The following is a 15,333-nucleotide window of genomic DNA, read 5'->3' as shown; positions in this document are numbered from 1 at the left end:
TATTTATTAAGCTGCTTTAATTGCTATTATTAAAGTAAGCCTTTTCCCTAATGTAAAGATTATCATCATTCCTGCTATACTACGACTAGGGAAATACCTATATTTTTAATTGAATGAGGTGCTAATGGACATGAACCGTTATGATCGTCAAGAAAGGGTCTACCAAATTGGGCAGGCAGGTCAAGAAAAAATTAGTCAAGCTACAATTATGATCGTGGGAACTGGTGCATTGGGAAGCTATGCTGCTGAGCAACTTGTGCGCGCTGGTGTCAGAAGCCTAATTCTTGTTGACCCTGACACTGTCGAGATTACTAATCTGCAACGACAAGCCCTTTTTACTGAAGAAGATGCCAATCAAGCGCGTTTGAAAGCAGAGGCATTAAGGGATCACTTAACTAAAATTAATTCTAATTGCCGCATCACAGCAATTCCTGCGCCGCTTACCCCTGATATTATTGATGATTACTCTTTTAATTTATGTCTAGACTGCCTTGATAATTATCATGCTCGCGATTTATTAAACAAACTATCACTAACAGCTAAGTTTGATTATATCTTTGCTAGTTGTGCTGGTACCTATGGAAATGTTATGCCTATTTCAGCAACCACGCATCCTTGTCTAAATTGTCTCTTTCCTAATCTTAATGACCTATTGGAAAATGATTGTGACCTAATCGGGGTCAATACGGCCTTGGTCCCCCTAGTTGCAGGTCTTCAGGTTTCTTTAGCCCTCCATTATCTTATCGATAAGGCAAGTCTTAATTTTAATGAATTGATTACGGTTGATAACTGGTCGATGGCGTTTATGAAATTTAAGGTTAATAAAAATCCCCAATGCCCTAGTTGTTCAATCCCTAAGCAAAACTACCAAGATACTGAACCATTATCAGGGCTCCATATGCTTTGCGGTGAGAACGCTTATTATACAGTTAACGAAAAGGCGGTTAGTTTTACTCATCTTCATGAATTACTGACAGCAAAACATGTTCCCCTGAAAACAAATCGCATGTTTCTGCACTTTAAATGGCAAAACCGACCGGTAAGTATTTTTAAAAATGGTAAGATTATTATGTATAACTTGCCTAATAGTAAGGCAGCCCAACAGCAATTACGGTCATTAGACCAATTAATGAAAGAAGATGTACAATGAAAAAAGTTGCAATTTTAACAATTAGCGATAGCCGGACATTAGAAACTGATAAATCCGGAAAGTTCATTACCGAAAAATTAACCAAGGCAGGGTTAGCAATCACTACTCGCATAGTTGTTAATGATGATCTTGTTAATATTCAAGCTGCCTACCTCCAGCTGGAACAACAAGCACCGGATATTATTATCACAAATGGGGGAACTGGCATTGCTCATCGCGATGTTACAATTCCAGCGATTACCCCTCTCTTGAAACGTCTTCTTCCTGGATTCGGTGAAGCTTTTCGGCAAATCTCATTTGAAGAAATCGGTACCCGAGCATTGGCTTCTCAAGCACTTGCCGGTTTTAATTACCGTTATCAACTCACCTATTGTCTACCAGGCTCACAAAATGCTTGTCAAACAGCGTTAGATAAACTTATCATCCCTGAATATGAACACTTATTATTTGAAAGCAGTCCTCAACGAAAGGAAGTTCACCACCATGCTCACTAGAAGAACCCCCATCTCGGTTGCTGAAGCCCAAAAGAGAATTAATGAAATTACACTTACAACGTCTACGGAAATAATTCCTCTTACTGAAGCAAATCATCGTGTAATAGCAACAGATGTATACGCTCCTTATGACTATCCACATTTTCGGCGAGCTGGAATGGATGGTTATGCAATTTTGGCAAGCGATGACCATGATTATCCACGCGAATTTACTGTACTAGGCGAGATTCAAGCAGGTGCAACTTGGGACCAGCCCCTCCGCCCTGGAGAAGCTGTTCGGATCATGACTGGGGCGTATGTTCCAAAAGATGCAGAAAAAGTAATTCGAATTGAAAAAACACGTCCTAGTGCAGACAAGCAAAAAGTAACGATTATTACGAGTGAACGCAAGAGTAATATCACAGAAACAGGCACTGACGTTAAGAAAGGTGAAATCGTTTTAGCAAAGGATCAAGAATTAAATCCTGGGGGGCTAGCTGTTCTAACTGCCTTTGGCATCCAACAGGTTACTGTTTATAAAAAGCCGCGCATTGCAATAATTGCAACGGGAACCGAACTGCTTGGTCCCCACGACCCAATTGCTGCAGGTAAAATTTTTAATAGTAATGGTATTATGCTTAAAAACTTGGTTGAAGAAAGCGGCGGCATTGTTGACTTTGAGACCCAGTTACCAGACGAGGCTAATGTTATTAAAGAGACATTAGAAAAGCAAATGGCTTCCCACGATATTGTTATTACTGATGGTGGTGTTTCTGTTGGTGATTTCGATTATATTGGGGATGAAGCACGCAAGGCAGACCAGCTTCTGTTCAACAAAATCAAACAGCGGCCCGGTAGCGTAACTACTGCTTTTATCCAACACAAGACCCTTGTAATGGCTCTTTCGGGAAATCCCGGAGCTTGCTTTACTGGTTTTTATTTATATATGGAACCATTAATTCGTCGTTATCAGCACCAGCCTAGCCGCCTTCGCAAAGTACGGGCAACTTTAGCGGCACCCTATAATAAGACAAATGGGTTTGATCGTTATCTCCGTTGCACCTATGAATTTAAAAACAATCACTTTCTAGTTTATCCAAACGGAATTAACCGTTCCGGGTCATTAGCTAACTTGCAGACAACAAACTGCTTAGCGCTTATTCCTCATAGTACAACACCTATGAAAGTGGGAACGGAGACAGATGCATGGCTACTACCATTCAAATAATCGGCCATAAAAAGAGTGGCAAAACCTTAATTACAACAGCTTTGATTAAAAGATTAACGCAAGCAGGATATCGCGTTGCTGCAATTAAACATGATGCTCATAATGCTGCCATGGATGTTCCTCATACTGACAGTGCTCGTATGAGTGGTGCAGGAGCTCACCAGGTCATCCTCCAGTCAGCGTCAGGCTTCTTTTTTCACCAACAAGGAAATGTCCCCCCATTATCATCATTAGTTGAATGGTTGGGAAAAGATAACGACTTTGTCCTAATTGAAGGTCATAAACAAGCACATTATCCTAAACTGGTTTTACTTAAACCCGGAGAAGAAGTAAATAGCATCACTAGTAGTCAACCAATTCAAACTGGCAGCATCTTTAACACCCATAATGCAAATTTACGCGGTAAAGATGCGATTATTAACTGGTGCTTTACTTTTTTAGAACATGCCAAAGGAGTAAAGAAGTAAATGATTGGAATTATCTATGCTGGCGGACAATCGAAGCGGTTTGGCCAAGATAAAGCGTTATTTAAAGTACCAAAGTTAGCAGCACCAAATGTCCAAATCGCTGCAGAAAACTTGCAAGCTATATGTGCAAAAGTAATCGTATGTGCAAACGAAAAAAACCAAGTACAGATAAAACAACGCTTATTATCCATGAACAATATTCAAGTTATCACTGATTTGCCTGCGTTTTCCCAGCACGGTCCCCTTTCAGCAATTGTTGCTTGTACAGCGCAATTTAAAGGGACCCACGATTTTATTACGTTGGCGGCTGATTATCCGTATATTACATCCAAAACGCTTCAACGCTTAGCTCAAAAGCCTTTTTCTTATATCAGTACCAGTAACCACGATCATTATACCCTTGCGCACTTTTCGATTAGCCATGAAGCAGTTATGGCCTGGTTGTTAGCTGAAAACGATTGGCGATTAGGAGACTTTTTAATCAAAAAATGTGGCTGTAGGTCCCTTGACTGCAATACAAATGATGAATTCTTAAATTTAAATTACTGGGAGGTCGATACAAATGAAAAATAAAGATTTGATGACAGAAGCAGATTTTCAAAAACTAATCGCACTCGTTTTAAATGATTTAGCGATTAGACGGACGATGCTTGAAAATCGGGAGCAAGAAGTACAGCAACAGTTAAGCTCATTAGAGCGCGATGCAGAATTGGAGCAGCTTGACGATCAAATTCAACAAGTGCAAGCAGATTTTGATCATTACCACGAGTTTACTGATCCTCGCTTCGATTTTAATGCTTACCAATATTTTCAAGGGCCTTCAATGGGGCTGCCGAAACATCCATAAGCTACAGAGACCAGCAATAATGTATTTACAAGTTGCTCGTCTCTGTATTTTTATTTAAGCCAAAGCAAAGTTATAGTGACTTATCAAATGTTGCGCTCCAGTTAAGAAAGCGTTATTATATAAAATAGGAATATTTGAAGTATTAATTTCTTAATTTTAGTGCTTGCTAATTGAGGAGGAGTCTGCATTGCTAGAAACAGCTAACTGGGTACAAACATATTTTAACCAATCACCAGATGCGATTTTTTTATTCAAAAATGATGATTTACTGGTAAGCAACCAACCTGCTCAACAACTAATTGCAAGTCTTAAATTAAACGTGGATTACCTCTTGCGGATGGGAAAAAATGCTTGGTCACAACACGAAAAAGATAATTGTGCATCGTGTCTTATTAAAGGTCGCTTAAATAGGGCAACTATTCCCGTTGTTTTTAACCAGGATTCCCCCCACCCATTTCATTTTTCTTTAATATATCAACCATTAAGCGCTAGTCAAAATATTATTGCCCTAACACTTGAAAATCGTGAACAGCAACAACGAATCTCTCAGGTTGAGCAGCAGCGAATTCTGAACCAATATATAAGTGAAGCCCACGAAAAAGAACGGCAGAAAATATCGCAAGATCTCCATGATAGTATTGCCCAAGAAGTTTATTCTGCCATTATTGGTGTGCATCGGCTTGCCACACAACCTAATTGTGATTCGCAACGGGTGCAAAAAATTAGCACGGCGGTTGAAAAGCAATTACGGGCTACCCTTATGGAAATCAAAAACATGGCATTAAATATTCGGCCCTCCGTTCTTGATAACTTTGGCCTAATTCCAGCTATTAAGGGACTTGCTAAGCGCGTACAAGCAAGTACTGGGATTAGAATCAATGTTGTCGCCTTAACTTCTGCAGATAACTTATCAGCTAATGTGCAAAACGTGCTTTATCGAATTAGCCAAGAAGCAATCAACAATGCCGTTAAACATGCCAATCCAACTGAAATAAATATAATTATGACTAACCACCATAATTACATCAAATTAGAGGTTTTAGACAACGGTACTGGTTTTGACAGTAATTACCAAGCTGGTTTTAATGGCCATTCACTCGGGTTGATGAATATGAATGAACGGGTAAAAGCATATAATGGTGCATTTATTATTACATCAAAAATTAATAAGGGAACAACAGTTAAAGTTGAATTTCCTTATAACAATTTGAATAAGGATCAGGTGAAATAGATGTATAATGTTTTAGTTGCAGACGATCACGCAATTGTCCGTTCGGGAATTTCATATTTAGTTGACCTACAACCCAATTTTACGGTAGTAGATGGAACTGCTAGCGGTACTGATACATATATGAGGATTGAACAAGGCGACATTGATATTTTAATTATGGATCTTAGTATGCCACCGGGTGAAAATGGGTTACTTACCACCCAACGAGTTCATGATAAGTTTCCGCAAGTACGAATTATCATTCTTTCAATGCATGAGGAGCAGGAATATATTAATAAGGCGATGGCTAATGGTGCAATGTCATATGTCCTTAAAAGTTCGCCAGATACCGAGATCATTAAAGCCCTTCAGCATGTTATTAATGGCGAGAACTACCTTGACACCAATATTATTGTCAGTAAAAACGACCTTAAAGAAATCAATGCTTCTGGTAATAACCTTAACCTAGAGGGGTATAATAGCCTTTCAAAGCGCGAAAAAGAAGTTTTTCCGCTAATTGCACTTGGTTATTCTAATAAGGAAATTTCGCAAAAAATGTTTATCTCAACTAAAACTGTTGAAGCTCATAAAGCTAATATATCGCGCAAACTTCATCTTCATGGGCGGGTCGAGCTAGTCCAGTATGCGATTCACCATCACTTAATTGATTTTTAAACTAACGGGGAATCCTTGAAATAAGAGGAATCCCCGATTTTATTTGTAGGTAAAATTTCTTAAAATAAAGCATGAATATGAGGAGGCATTTTTATGACAACAAATCTAAGCCGTAACGATGAACTGCGAGGGGTTCTTAGCGATATTGTCCGGAAACGATTTATTAATAGTCGGCAAGTTAACCCCGTCTCAAATCTCTTTTTAACGACTAAGTATGCAGTGGATCATGGGTATATTACTGGTGCAATCCTTGACGAAACATTTAGTAGTACCTTAGCAGAACTAAATTTAAAAAATGCAACTTTGACAAAACAGGGTCACCGAAAGCTTGCTGAATTAATTAATCAGCACACAAAGGAGAATTAATAATGGATGCTCAGGACAAATTAAAACGCGAATATGAAAATAAGTCGATTTATACAGCAGGCTTTTATGCTGATCCAGATAATGACCTCCAAAACCGCCAGAAGCTGTTTGACACATTGAAATCCCTAGTGATGAATCAAGAAGCCGATACTCCGTTTGCCCTTCAAATCATGCTGACTAATAGTGAAATCAATATAATGCCACTAGGATTAGTAAACTTGGATGAATTAAAGGAATATGAAAGTAAAAAGCGAGTAACGCATGGTTTGCAAAATCAAAATGACTCTTTACCACTTGTTATTCAATATTCTCCTCATACGGATGGCGGAAAGATTATAAAGAAAATGGTTGGCTCCGTCCAAGAACTATTCACTAATTTTAACCAACAAATTGAAATAATTTGGCAAACAGTAAAAGAATTGATGCAAGCTAATTTTGCAACTTTGACAGCTATCGAAAATGACTTAATCACCGATAGTCATGATGTATACAAAGAATATCTTGCTACCTTTTCCAAAATGACATCTACGGAACTAAAAGAGCAACTTGGATTTAGGATTGCTAAAGACGAGCTAGCGCAATTTTCGGCCTATATGGCTGATATGCATGAGGTTCAAGCGATTGTCCTTTCATCAGGATCATTTGTTAACCGCGAATTGCTAGAAAAGAATTCTTTTACGACAATGATGAGCGATAACATCCGTCGTAGTACCCTCTTTTGGGTCTTGGATAATACCTTCTATGAAATTTACTATTACTTTTATATGAGTAATAGTAATGAAAAGCTCCATAAAAGGCTACAACATTTACGGCAAGACTTAATAGTCAATATGCGTAATGATGCCTTTCACCGTGCTCAAGAAATGACTGCCAAGCAATCACAAAATGTCGATTTTAATGAGTATTTCACTGATATTTTTATTCCCGTAGCTGAACAAATTATTGCAGAAATAAACAAATTCAAGGATTAGGATAATGCAACTAACACCAGATGAACGATTAACAAGTGCCCTCCCGATCCTTATTAAGCAGTTTCCACCAATGATCCGTTCGATGATTGATTTAACTCCTAACAACAGCGAACGAAAAATTCGTTTATTAGTTTTCGAAGCCATTAGTCATTTAACGCCCAAAGAATTGACGGTTGATCAAATTACTGCTGCACAGCTACCGGAGTTACTCGCCTTGGCAATGGGACTTAACCCGCCTGCTTTTCAACCCGCCAGTTTAACACCCAATACTCTTGCGGAACAAAAAGCTTTTTCATATTGTGCAGCCTATCTAATGAATCGTTTCGTCAGCGGGCTGAATACGGTCGGGAATTCACCACAAATTATTGAAGAGCTGACAACTGACGCGGGCGACATAATGATGGCGCAAATTCAGCGGCTTCGTTTTAACTACAATCAGCATTTTAGGATTACAGACTACTTGGCTGATGTTAAAGCGCGCCAAGGAATCCTTGCGGCAATCACTGCTAAACAGAGTGCGGTTTTCAGTAGTACAAGTTCGGAAATAATGGCCCTTGCTAGCCAAATAGGACAATCAATTGGTACTATTAGCGCTATTATTCACGAATGTCGGCAACTAAAAGCGGATAAAACTTGGTTTATTAGCAATATTACTGCGGGTCAATATCCGTTGGCGCTTCTTTTTGCCCGCGAAACCTCTCCCGACTGGTTTAATAACTTCTTTGGGCACCCTCACCGCCCTTCTTTGGAACGGTTTGATCAAGCTTATCGGCTAACGTTAGCACATTTTAATGACGTTAACCAAATTGTTGATGACATTAAAGCCCAATTGATGCTGGACGTCAAAATATTACCCAGCAATCGGGTACAAAAGGAGTTAATTAGTTTAATAAATAGTATCTAAAAAGGCTCTAGTATTCGGAAAAAACCGAACGCTAGAGCCTTCTTTATATTTGTAAGGGCGTGAGGACGAATAATAATCACTCCGTAACGTTACATCAGTCTTGCTTAAACCGCCTAGTCGAGGAGGTTATTTCCCCTTTCTCTGTCACGCGCTTTTAATATTATTTAACAATATGAACATCCCCGTGAATATAATGCTTCCACAAGGCAAACCAACAAATCAATCCGGTTAAGGCTAAAAGTGCAATCCCGAGTTCATAGCTGCCGGTCCATTGGTAAATATAACCAATAATTAATGGTGGGAAGAAACCGCCTAAACCACCGACAGCTCCCACAAAACCAGTAACCGCGCCAGTATTCCCCTTTGATACATACGGAACCATCTTAAAGACAACCCCGTTACCAATACCAGCTGAAAGACCGACCAATACAATTCCGGCAATAAACATATACTCATTATGAAAACTTAACATAATCCATATGGCGAAAATCACAATAGCAATAAATACCCATTGTAATAATGTCATTGGCCGTTTTTTATCGGCCAAGTATCCACCTACTGGCCGTACTAAAGTACATACAAAGGCAAACAAGGCGGAATAAAGCCCAGCAGTAACAGGAGAATAATGAAACATCCCCGTTAAAAAGGTTGGCGTTAAATTGGTAAAAGCAACAAACAAGCCGAATGTTAAGAAGTAAAACAAAGAAAGATACCATGTTCCACTATCTTTTGCAACAGCTAACGCACCACCAATGGTTTTGCTCTTATCTACCGGCATCTCTTTACAAAAAATTGCAAAGAGCACACCAAAGATAATAGTTAGAATAATTAAAAAGTAATAAACGCTATCAAAGCCCGCTGCTTTAGAAATGTAAGGAAGAGTCATCGCCGCTACAGCATTCCCAATATTCCCCATTGAAACAATTCCTAATGCTAAACCTTGTTGCTCAGGCGGGAACCATACTGAAGCATATGAAACCCCGACTGCAAATGATGTTCCTGACATTCCGACTAGCAGCGCGGCAAATAGTAACATGCCAAATGAATGAACACGCGGAATCATAATCAGTGGAATTAAGATAAAAGCCATCAAAATAAGATAAACCTTTTTACCACCGTAGCGATCGCTTAATATTCCCACTGGTATCCGCATAATTGATCCCAATAATACTGGTGTTGCCAGCAGTAGGGTACGTTGCGACACATCCAAGTCAAACATCTGTGCAACTTGAGATGCAAGTGGGGCAAAGTTCGACCATGACATAAAACATACAATCATTGCTAACGTGGAAAGAGTTAATGCAGTATACGCATTGCGTCGACTTCCATGAGCAACATCTTTAACACTTGACATAATCAAGTCCTCCTCCTGTATAATATTCAGTTTTCCCTGAGAAGCAGTGACTATCCACCACTAACTGGTGGAATGATTGCTACTTCATCATTTGCGGTTAAGCTGACTTCATCCCTATCGATAAATTCTTGGTTAATTGCTAACCGTGAATTGGCCAAGGTTGTCGTAAGCTGCGGTGCAAGTTGACTAACTTGTTTTAGAATATCCGTCACGCGAATAGGATTAGTAACCTCAACTGTAACAACTGGACCTAATTGGTCTTGTAAAAATGCAAACAGTTTAACTTTGATTTTCATTAGTTTCCCCACCTAACCTTATCCGTATCATATTCTTTTTTCCAAATAGGCACTTCCCGCTTTAATGTATCAATAATATATTGACACCATTTAAATGCTTCTGCCCGGTGTGGAGCGGCTACTCCCACAAAGACTGCGATGTCTGATAGACCTAATTGACCAGTTCGATGCGCTACGACTACCCGCCCGCCTTGCTTTTCAATCGGCATTGCAATTTTTTCAAGTTGTTTTTCTGCCATTGGCTGATAAGCGGAATATTCTATTTTGGTAGTTTCAATCTTTCCGGTCCACTGCCGAACGGTGCCAACAAACATATCAATCCCCCCATATTGTGGATCAACAAGACGTTGGTATAGGTCAGCGATATCAATAGGCTCATCACTTATCCGTAAATAATGCAATAATAATCACCCGCCTTTAACAATGTTATTATTACAGATAATATTATTATTTAGAATTAGTTAATTCCCTAATAATCTCATCCTTATTATGTTGCTATACTACTAACTAAGTGAGAGGATTAACGAATATGAACAAATTAATCATTTATGATACGATTTATGGACATAATTTTGAATTAAGCAAATTTATCCATGACCAATTACTGCCTGAAGCAAGTCTGATTTCTTTTAAGAAATTTTCGCCGACAATGTTGAGCAATCATGATTTTCTGATTCTTTGCCCTTGCACATACGGTGAAGGCGAATTAACAGCGAATGAACAAGTAGTTTATGACTATTTGTCTAACCGTTCGTTATCATATCTTACCTACTATCTTGCGGGGATTGGAGATCGCAACTTTGGTCAAGAGAGGTTTGCTAATGCTGTGAATATTTTTGATAAATTGCTTCGCCAGCGTCAAGCAGTTCCGATTGCACCATCACTAAAAGCAGATTATGAGGATATAGCAAAAGCCCACCAACAAATTACGAGAATATTAAAGGAAGCAAGTAGAAAGAAGCGATCATAATCACAAATCATCATTATCGAATAACAATGTGCGGGATAGTTTGCCTAGTTATAATTGCTATAATTTTTGCCCTATCTTGTGGACGAATTTATTATTCGCCATCAGAACTTTTACAAACGTTAGTTCATCCCCAAAGCAATCCAGTAGCTGCCAATGTAATTTTTAACATCCGCTTACCACGAATTATTGGAGCACTCCTAGTTGGTGCTAGCCTTGCAATGGCTGGCTGTTCATTTCAAAATGTTTTTCATAATCCGCTTGTTTCACCGGATATTCTCGGTGTTTCCTATGGAGCTGCAGGAGGAGCTGCAATGGCGATATTATTGGGATATGGACTTGGGGGTACCCAAGCATTAGCATTTATCGGCGGAATAATCGCAGTTGATCTAACAGTCGCATTAGCTAGAATTATTAATCAAAAAGGTACTTTAATTCTTGTATTAGCAGGGATTGTTATTTCCGGCTTCATGCAAGCACTAATTGGGCTTTTGAAATATATAGCTGATCCTGATTCCCAATTGCCAAGTATTGTCTATTGGCAATTGGGAAGCTTAGCAAAGGTTGATTTCTCAAATATTATTGCTATCCTCCCCTTGTTAATTATTGGCACTATCGTTTTAATTGTTCTTCGGTGGCACCTAACTGTCCTATCGCTGGGGGACCAGCAGGCACAGCTAGAAGGAATAAATATTGGGCTAGAACGACTTTTTATTATTATTGCTAGTACCTTTCTAACTGCTGGTACGGTATGCTTGAGTGGTAATGTGGGATGGGTTGGATTAGTTATTCCTCATATTGCACGGCTTCTTGTCGGCGATAATGCACAAAGGACTCTTCCATTGTCTGCTTTTCTCGGTGCTCTTTTTCTTCTTATTGTCGACACTCTTGCACGCTCGCTTTCTGTTGGTGAAATTCCGCTTAGTATCCTGACCGGTTTTATCGGCACGCCACTCTTTGTCTATATTCTTATAAAAAAGAAGGTTCGATTAAATTGAATATTCTTAATGTTCATCAACTAGCATTTTCATATTCTCCGTCCAAAACTGTCTTAAAAAAGATAAGCTTTTCTCTTAGGGCAGGCGAAGTTTTTACTATTCTCGGACCTAATGGTATTGGTAAATCAACCTTACTTCATTGTTTACTGGGAATCCTGCCGATTAACCAAGGAAGAATCGAAGTTGCCGGCAAAGACATCCAGACCGTGAACCAACGTTTTCTTGCTCAACAGGTAGCTTATGTGCCACAGGATTACCATGTGAATTCAAGTATAGCTGTTATTGACTATTTATTAACGGGACGTACCCCTTACCTGTCACTTTTTCAGACGCCCCAACATAAGGATATAATGCTTGCCGAAAAATACCTTAAGGAGTTTAAGCTAATAGCTTTGCGCGATCGTTCTTTTTCATCTCTTAGTGGTGGTCAGCAACAATTAATCGCAATTATCCGCGCTCTTTTGCAACAGCCACAACTGCTAATTCTCGATGAACCAATGGCGGCGCTTGATTTAAGTCGACAGTATGAATTATTACAACTAATAAAGAAATTAAGTCGCCAACAAATTGCGGTTATCCTTACAACTCACCTACCAGATCATGCATTAATGCTGCAAGCAAAAGTTGGTCTCTTAAACCTTAACGGCACGCTGGAAGTTGGTAATAGTGCCCAACTACTAACAAAAGAAAAGCTTGAAGACCTTTATCAAGTTCCCTTGGATCTCGAGTATATGCCTAATCTTCACCGTTACACTTGTCAAATAAAACTATAAAAAGCATGGCGATTGAGCAATTCTCAACCTACCATGCTTTTAATTTCGACTGGCTAATATCTGCTTAGCTTGTTGTGGCGTTAAGTTATAGTGATAATATTTTTGATAAAATTTTTGAACTTCAGTAACCATATCAATATCTTTCATTTCTCGGGGATGTAAAACCTTAGCAGCCCATAATACTTGTAATGCTTCTTCAGCACTATAACGATCCCACGGAAAGGTTCCCTGCGGATTACCGTATACCTTATCTTGACGAACCGCCCTTAGTTGACATAGTTGTTTATTGGCTTTTAATGCCTTTCTCGCTTGTGTTGAAGTTGTGCTGCCGACAATAATTACATCAGGGTTCGCTTTCACAATTTCTTCAGTAGTTATTGAAATCTGATTTCCCTTTTTAGTAACTACATTTTTACCACCAGCGATTTTTATCCATTCATCAACAATTGTCCCCTTACCGTCAACCTTAGTAAGATCAGTAGCATTAACAATATGAAGAACCGTTGGGGTCGCGGTTCGAGTCTTTAGCTTATGTTTAACTAATTCAATATTTGTCGTTAAATCTTTATTATACTGGCGACCGATTCGGGGCGCATCCCCGCCTAAGATCGTTGCAGTCAAAGTAACTGATTTTTTTAAACCATTAAAGTCACTGTACATGGCGTTAACAGTTGGCAATTTTGCTTGGCGTGCTTCTTTTACCTGCCCTGGATCAGCTGCAATTACGACATCAGGATGGCTCTTAATCAATTCTTCTTGTTGTATCTGGTTACCCACTAATGGCGCCTTTACCTTTTTAATGCTTGGATCAACAATTGTAAACCAGTATTGTTTTTTTATAATTGGTGTTGTCGCAACAATCTTCTTTTGCCCGCCTAGCAGCAAAACAACTTGGTTATTCGCGTGCCATAAATCTGCAACACGATCAACTTTTGTAGGAATTTTTACTTCATGACCAGCCATGTCTTCAACAGTCCGGGTCGCACTCGCCAGGACTGTTGAAGAAAGGCTGCCGAATAATAAATTAAGACCTAATACAATTAATAATTTTTTCATCTTTATCTCCCTCTATGCTCACAACGATACTATTATAAACAAATTTCACTAAGATTAAATTAGTGATTTTATCTATTTCCCTAATATTTTTTGTTCTCAGTTTGACTATAATAGATGGTAAAGATTGAGGGAGGATAATATGAACCGTAATCTTAAAGCATCCGTATACCAACACGTTAATTTTTCTACTGATTTTCAAAACTTTTTTGACTTTCCCGATTTTCGTGAAATGCGTCCAATTATTCGGGATGCGATTCATCAAATTGTCAGTGAATCATTTAAGGCACCGCAGCTACCAGTTAAAATAGAGCATCAAGCCCTATTAATTGAACAGCAACTGGAACGAGAAACACGAAAATATCAACATCAGAATGGCGTTTTTCCTAACCAACAATCAGAATTGCATAACTTAATTCGCTTATATACCAGCCTTTTACAAGTAATCAGCCGTCGCAAGATAATTGACCAAGAAGTCGAAGATATTATTTATGCCGTTGATCAAACTAGAAAAAGCCTCCAAAAACTCAATAGACTTACAGGAACCGGGCCATTATTTGAAGAAAAACGCGATCGTGAGCTTATTCCTGGAACATTTTATTATCTAGTCGCACAACAACTAACTAGGCCGTACCTAATTAACCCCCATGGAAAACTAGTACCAGAAAATGTTTCGCATGAAGGACGGCAATTAGTTATTCAAATGATTACACACTGTTACCGCGATTGGGACGCCTATCTTACACATCAATATGATGAGCAATATAATATAAAAAATGAACGCGGCTTATCAAGAACAGCATATTACGATAAGTTAGAACAAAATGAACTCAAGTATGCTGATCACGCGTATGCAGACGTAATTAGCAATTCGTTTGAGGAACTCCAACAACTACTGGTTCCGCAGTATATTGACGCCCTTGATATTATGTCAACTAACATCGAAGCAGTATTTGTTGCTTATCCAGATTTACGCCCACAGTTTAGCCAAATAATTGCTCATTATTTTAAACTAGACCAACATGGTTTTAATCATGTTATGGACGCGCCAATCACAGATATTAAAGCTAAGTATAATTATTATCGGCAAAATTTTAGTTAGGAGAAGATCATGCATCCGCAGATTACCCCAGAAATGAAATTAGGAATGCGCGAATTTGATAATACCATGTTTATGTTAAATATCGCGCCCACGCAAAATAATATTACAGAGTTTTCATTAGAAGGCAATATGGTGCCAGAACGATTAGATAAACTAGCATGGGCTCTTCCCGCTTATCTTGCGACAGATTTTAACTTGTTTTTTATTTTTGCTCCTAATGTTAATGACCAGTGGGCAATTAGCTGTTCGCAAGCCCAAATAATCAATGGTAATCAAATCACCGCAATGAGTGAAACCGTGCCTACGGGGATGGGACTTAATGCTGTTAATGAGTTGAGTCCAAGTGCAGCAATTGAGCTAATTGCTTATTTAAAAACATTAGAAGTTAATGGTCTTGGATACTTTGATGAACAAATCGGTAAAACAGTCCATAGTTCATAAAAGGAGACTGTGACATAAGGCTCCTAGATCGTTGAAAATGCTACAGCGCAGTACACAA

20 protein-coding genes are annotated in these 15,333 nt (G+C 38.8%); 16 read left to right on the top strand and 4 right to left on the bottom strand.

The features are described from left to right. The first annotated feature begins 130 nt into the window (after positions 1 to 130). From DTK66_RS10400 to DTK66_RS10350, 11 genes are all read left to right on the top strand, one after another. Positions 131 to 1,150 (top strand): HesA/MoeB/ThiF family protein, encoded by a 1,020-nt coding sequence (locus DTK66_RS10400; protein ID WP_191668634.1) that lies wholly within the window; start codon positions 131 to 133, stop codon positions 1,148 to 1,150. Next, a complete protein-coding gene (locus DTK66_RS10395) occupies positions 1,147 to 1,644 on the top strand; it encodes a MogA/MoaB family molybdenum cofactor biosynthesis protein (protein ID WP_191668633.1) in 498 nt (165 codons plus the stop codon). The genes DTK66_RS10400 and DTK66_RS10395 overlap by 4 nt, the downstream gene beginning before the upstream one ends. Next, a complete protein-coding gene (locus tag DTK66_RS10390) occupies positions 1,634 to 2,851 on the top strand; it encodes a molybdopterin molybdotransferase MoeA (protein ID WP_191668632.1) in 1,218 nt (405 codons plus the stop codon). Before DTK66_RS10395 ends, DTK66_RS10390 begins: the two co-directional genes overlap by 11 nt. After that, positions 2,830 to 3,318, top strand: coding sequence for a molybdopterin-guanine dinucleotide biosynthesis protein B (gene mobB, locus DTK66_RS10385; protein ID WP_191668631.1), 489 nt, complete (start codon positions 2,830 to 2,832; stop codon positions 3,316 to 3,318). The genes DTK66_RS10390 and mobB overlap by 22 nt, the downstream gene beginning before the upstream one ends. Continuing rightward, complete coding sequence (locus DTK66_RS10380; protein WP_191668630.1) at positions 3,319 to 3,891, top strand: molybdenum cofactor guanylyltransferase; 573 nt, start codon at positions 3,319 to 3,321, stop codon at positions 3,889 to 3,891. After that, positions 3,881 to 4,165 carry a hypothetical protein gene (locus DTK66_RS10375; RefSeq protein WP_191668629.1) on the top strand — a complete coding sequence of 95 codons (285 nt, stop codon included), beginning with the start codon at positions 3,881 to 3,883 and terminating at the stop codon, positions 4,163 to 4,165. The genes DTK66_RS10380 and DTK66_RS10375 overlap by 11 nt, the downstream gene beginning before the upstream one ends. Before the next feature lie 187 nt (positions 4,166 to 4,352). Then, the gene (locus DTK66_RS10370; RefSeq protein ID WP_191668628.1) at positions 4,353 to 5,396 is read left to right on the top strand and encodes a sensor histidine kinase; all 1,044 of its coding nucleotides are present in this window, start codon (positions 4,353 to 4,355) and stop codon (positions 5,394 to 5,396) included. Then, on the top strand, positions 5,397 to 6,050 hold the full coding sequence (locus DTK66_RS10365) for a response regulator (protein WP_191668627.1): 654 nt from the start codon (positions 5,397 to 5,399) through the stop codon (positions 6,048 to 6,050). Positions 6,051 to 6,143: 93 nt separating this feature from the next. After that, positions 6,144 to 6,416, top strand: coding sequence for a hypothetical protein (locus DTK66_RS10360; protein WP_153930610.1), 273 nt, complete (start codon positions 6,144 to 6,146; stop codon positions 6,414 to 6,416). A gap of 2 nt (positions 6,417 to 6,418) precedes the next feature. Beyond that, positions 6,419 to 7,387 carry a hypothetical protein gene (locus DTK66_RS10355; protein WP_191668626.1) on the top strand — a complete coding sequence of 323 codons (969 nt, stop codon included), beginning with the start codon at positions 6,419 to 6,421 and terminating at the stop codon, positions 7,385 to 7,387. Between the two features lie 4 nt (positions 7,388 to 7,391). Beyond that, on the top strand, positions 7,392 to 8,291 hold the full coding sequence (locus tag DTK66_RS10350) for a polyprenyl synthetase (RefSeq protein ID WP_191668625.1): 900 nt from the start codon (positions 7,392 to 7,394) through the stop codon (positions 8,289 to 8,291). Positions 8,292 to 8,451: 160 nt separating this feature from the next. On the opposite strand, the gene DTK66_RS10345 is transcribed toward DTK66_RS10350, so the two are convergent. Genes DTK66_RS10345 through DTK66_RS10335 form a run of 3 tightly spaced genes read right to left on the bottom strand, consistent with a single transcriptional unit; the run spans position 8,452 to position 10,342 of the window. Beyond that, the gene (locus DTK66_RS10345) at positions 8,452 to 9,645 is read right to left on the bottom strand and encodes a nitrate/nitrite transporter (protein WP_191668624.1); all 1,194 of its coding nucleotides are present in this window, start codon (positions 9,643 to 9,645) and stop codon (positions 8,452 to 8,454) included. A 50-nt stretch (positions 9,646 to 9,695) separates the two neighbouring features. Beyond that, the gene (locus DTK66_RS10340; protein WP_153930614.1) at positions 9,696 to 9,941 is read right to left on the bottom strand and encodes a MoaD/ThiS family protein; all 246 of its coding nucleotides are present in this window, start codon (positions 9,939 to 9,941) and stop codon (positions 9,696 to 9,698) included. Further along, positions 9,941 to 10,342: a molybdenum cofactor biosynthesis protein MoaE gene (locus DTK66_RS10335; RefSeq protein ID WP_153930615.1), complete on the bottom strand. Its 402-nt coding sequence runs from the start codon at positions 10,340 to 10,342 to the stop codon at positions 9,941 to 9,943. Before DTK66_RS10335 ends, DTK66_RS10340 begins: the two co-directional genes overlap by 1 nt. Before the next feature lie 128 nt (positions 10,343 to 10,470). Here DTK66_RS10335 and DTK66_RS10330 point away from each other — a divergent pair, with 128 nt between their 5' ends. Genes DTK66_RS10330 through DTK66_RS10320 form a run of 3 tightly spaced genes read left to right on the top strand, consistent with a single transcriptional unit; the run spans position 10,471 to position 12,679 of the window. Then, a complete protein-coding gene (locus DTK66_RS10330; protein WP_191668623.1) occupies positions 10,471 to 10,911 on the top strand; it encodes a flavodoxin domain-containing protein in 441 nt (146 codons plus the stop codon). Positions 10,912 to 10,937: 26 nt separating this feature from the next. After that, complete coding sequence (locus tag DTK66_RS10325) at positions 10,938 to 11,906, top strand: FecCD family ABC transporter permease (RefSeq protein ID WP_191668622.1); 969 nt, start codon at positions 10,938 to 10,940, stop codon at positions 11,904 to 11,906. Beyond that, positions 11,903 to 12,679 carry an ABC transporter ATP-binding protein gene (locus tag DTK66_RS10320; protein WP_191668621.1) on the top strand — a complete coding sequence of 259 codons (777 nt, stop codon included), beginning with the start codon at positions 11,903 to 11,905 and terminating at the stop codon, positions 12,677 to 12,679. The genes DTK66_RS10325 and DTK66_RS10320 overlap by 4 nt, the downstream gene beginning before the upstream one ends. A gap of 39 nt (positions 12,680 to 12,718) precedes the next feature. Here DTK66_RS10320 and DTK66_RS10315 read toward each other — a convergent pair whose 3' ends face one another. Next, positions 12,719 to 13,735 carry an ABC transporter substrate-binding protein gene (locus tag DTK66_RS10315; RefSeq protein WP_191668620.1) on the bottom strand — a complete coding sequence of 339 codons (1,017 nt, stop codon included), beginning with the start codon at positions 13,733 to 13,735 and terminating at the stop codon, positions 12,719 to 12,721. A gap of 139 nt (positions 13,736 to 13,874) precedes the next feature. On the opposite strand from DTK66_RS10315, the gene DTK66_RS10310 reads away from it, so the two are divergent. Further along, positions 13,875 to 14,834 carry a hypothetical protein gene (locus DTK66_RS10310; protein WP_191668619.1) on the top strand — a complete coding sequence of 320 codons (960 nt, stop codon included), beginning with the start codon at positions 13,875 to 13,877 and terminating at the stop codon, positions 14,832 to 14,834. A 9-nt stretch (positions 14,835 to 14,843) separates the two neighbouring features. Next, a complete protein-coding gene (locus tag DTK66_RS10305; protein WP_191668618.1) occupies positions 14,844 to 15,275 on the top strand; it encodes a hypothetical protein in 432 nt (143 codons plus the stop codon). The last annotated feature ends 58 nt before the right edge of the window (positions 15,276 to 15,333 follow it).

Origin of the sequence: Limosilactobacillus walteri (genome assembly GCF_014830205.1) — a bacterium.
Classification (GTDB): Bacteria; Bacillota; Bacilli; order Lactobacillales; family Lactobacillaceae; genus Limosilactobacillus; species Limosilactobacillus walteri.
Note: the sequence above shows the minus strand (reverse complement) of the source record. Positions and strands in the feature narration are given on the sequence as shown.

Excerpts from the sequence above, each read along its gene's own strand:
- DTK66_RS10345 (WP_191668624.1), bottom strand. The coding sequence starts at position 9,645 with ATGTCAAGTGTTAAAGATGTTGCTCATGGAAGTCGACGCAATGCGTAT.
- DTK66_RS10375 (WP_191668629.1), top strand. The coding sequence starts at position 3,881 with ATGAAAAATAAAGATTTGATGACAGAAGCAGATTTTCAAAAACTAATC.
- DTK66_RS10390 (WP_191668632.1), top strand. The coding sequence starts at position 1,634 with ATGCTCACTAGAAGAACCCCCATCTCGGTTGCTGAAGCCCAAAAGAGA.
- DTK66_RS10310 (WP_191668619.1), top strand. The coding sequence starts at position 13,875 with ATGAACCGTAATCTTAAAGCATCCGTATACCAACACGTTAATTTTTCT.
- DTK66_RS10325 (WP_191668622.1), top strand. The coding sequence starts at position 10,938 with ATGTGCGGGATAGTTTGCCTAGTTATAATTGCTATAATTTTTGCCCTA.
- DTK66_RS10350 (WP_191668625.1), top strand. The coding sequence starts at position 7,392 with ATGCAACTAACACCAGATGAACGATTAACAAGTGCCCTCCCGATCCTT.
- DTK66_RS10395 (WP_191668633.1), top strand. The coding sequence starts at position 1,147 with ATGAAAAAAGTTGCAATTTTAACAATTAGCGATAGCCGGACATTAGAA.
- DTK66_RS10380 (WP_191668630.1), top strand. The coding sequence starts at position 3,319 with ATGATTGGAATTATCTATGCTGGCGGACAATCGAAGCGGTTTGGCCAA.
- DTK66_RS10360 (WP_153930610.1), top strand. The coding sequence starts at position 6,144 with ATGACAACAAATCTAAGCCGTAACGATGAACTGCGAGGGGTTCTTAGC.
- DTK66_RS10340 (WP_153930614.1), bottom strand. The coding sequence starts at position 9,941 with ATGAAAATCAAAGTTAAACTGTTTGCATTTTTACAAGACCAATTAGGT.
- DTK66_RS10315 (WP_191668620.1), bottom strand. The coding sequence starts at position 13,735 with ATGAAAAAATTATTAATTGTATTAGGTCTTAATTTATTATTCGGCAGC.
- DTK66_RS10330 (WP_191668623.1), top strand. The coding sequence starts at position 10,471 with ATGAACAAATTAATCATTTATGATACGATTTATGGACATAATTTTGAA.
- DTK66_RS10355 (WP_191668626.1), top strand. The coding sequence starts at position 6,419 with ATGGATGCTCAGGACAAATTAAAACGCGAATATGAAAATAAGTCGATT.
- DTK66_RS10305 (WP_191668618.1), top strand. The coding sequence starts at position 14,844 with ATGCATCCGCAGATTACCCCAGAAATGAAATTAGGAATGCGCGAATTT.
- DTK66_RS10400 (WP_191668634.1), top strand. The coding sequence starts at position 131 with ATGAACCGTTATGATCGTCAAGAAAGGGTCTACCAAATTGGGCAGGCA.
- DTK66_RS10365 (WP_191668627.1), top strand. The coding sequence starts at position 5,397 with ATGTATAATGTTTTAGTTGCAGACGATCACGCAATTGTCCGTTCGGGA.
- mobB (WP_191668631.1), top strand. The coding sequence starts at position 2,830 with ATGGCTACTACCATTCAAATAATCGGCCATAAAAAGAGTGGCAAAACC.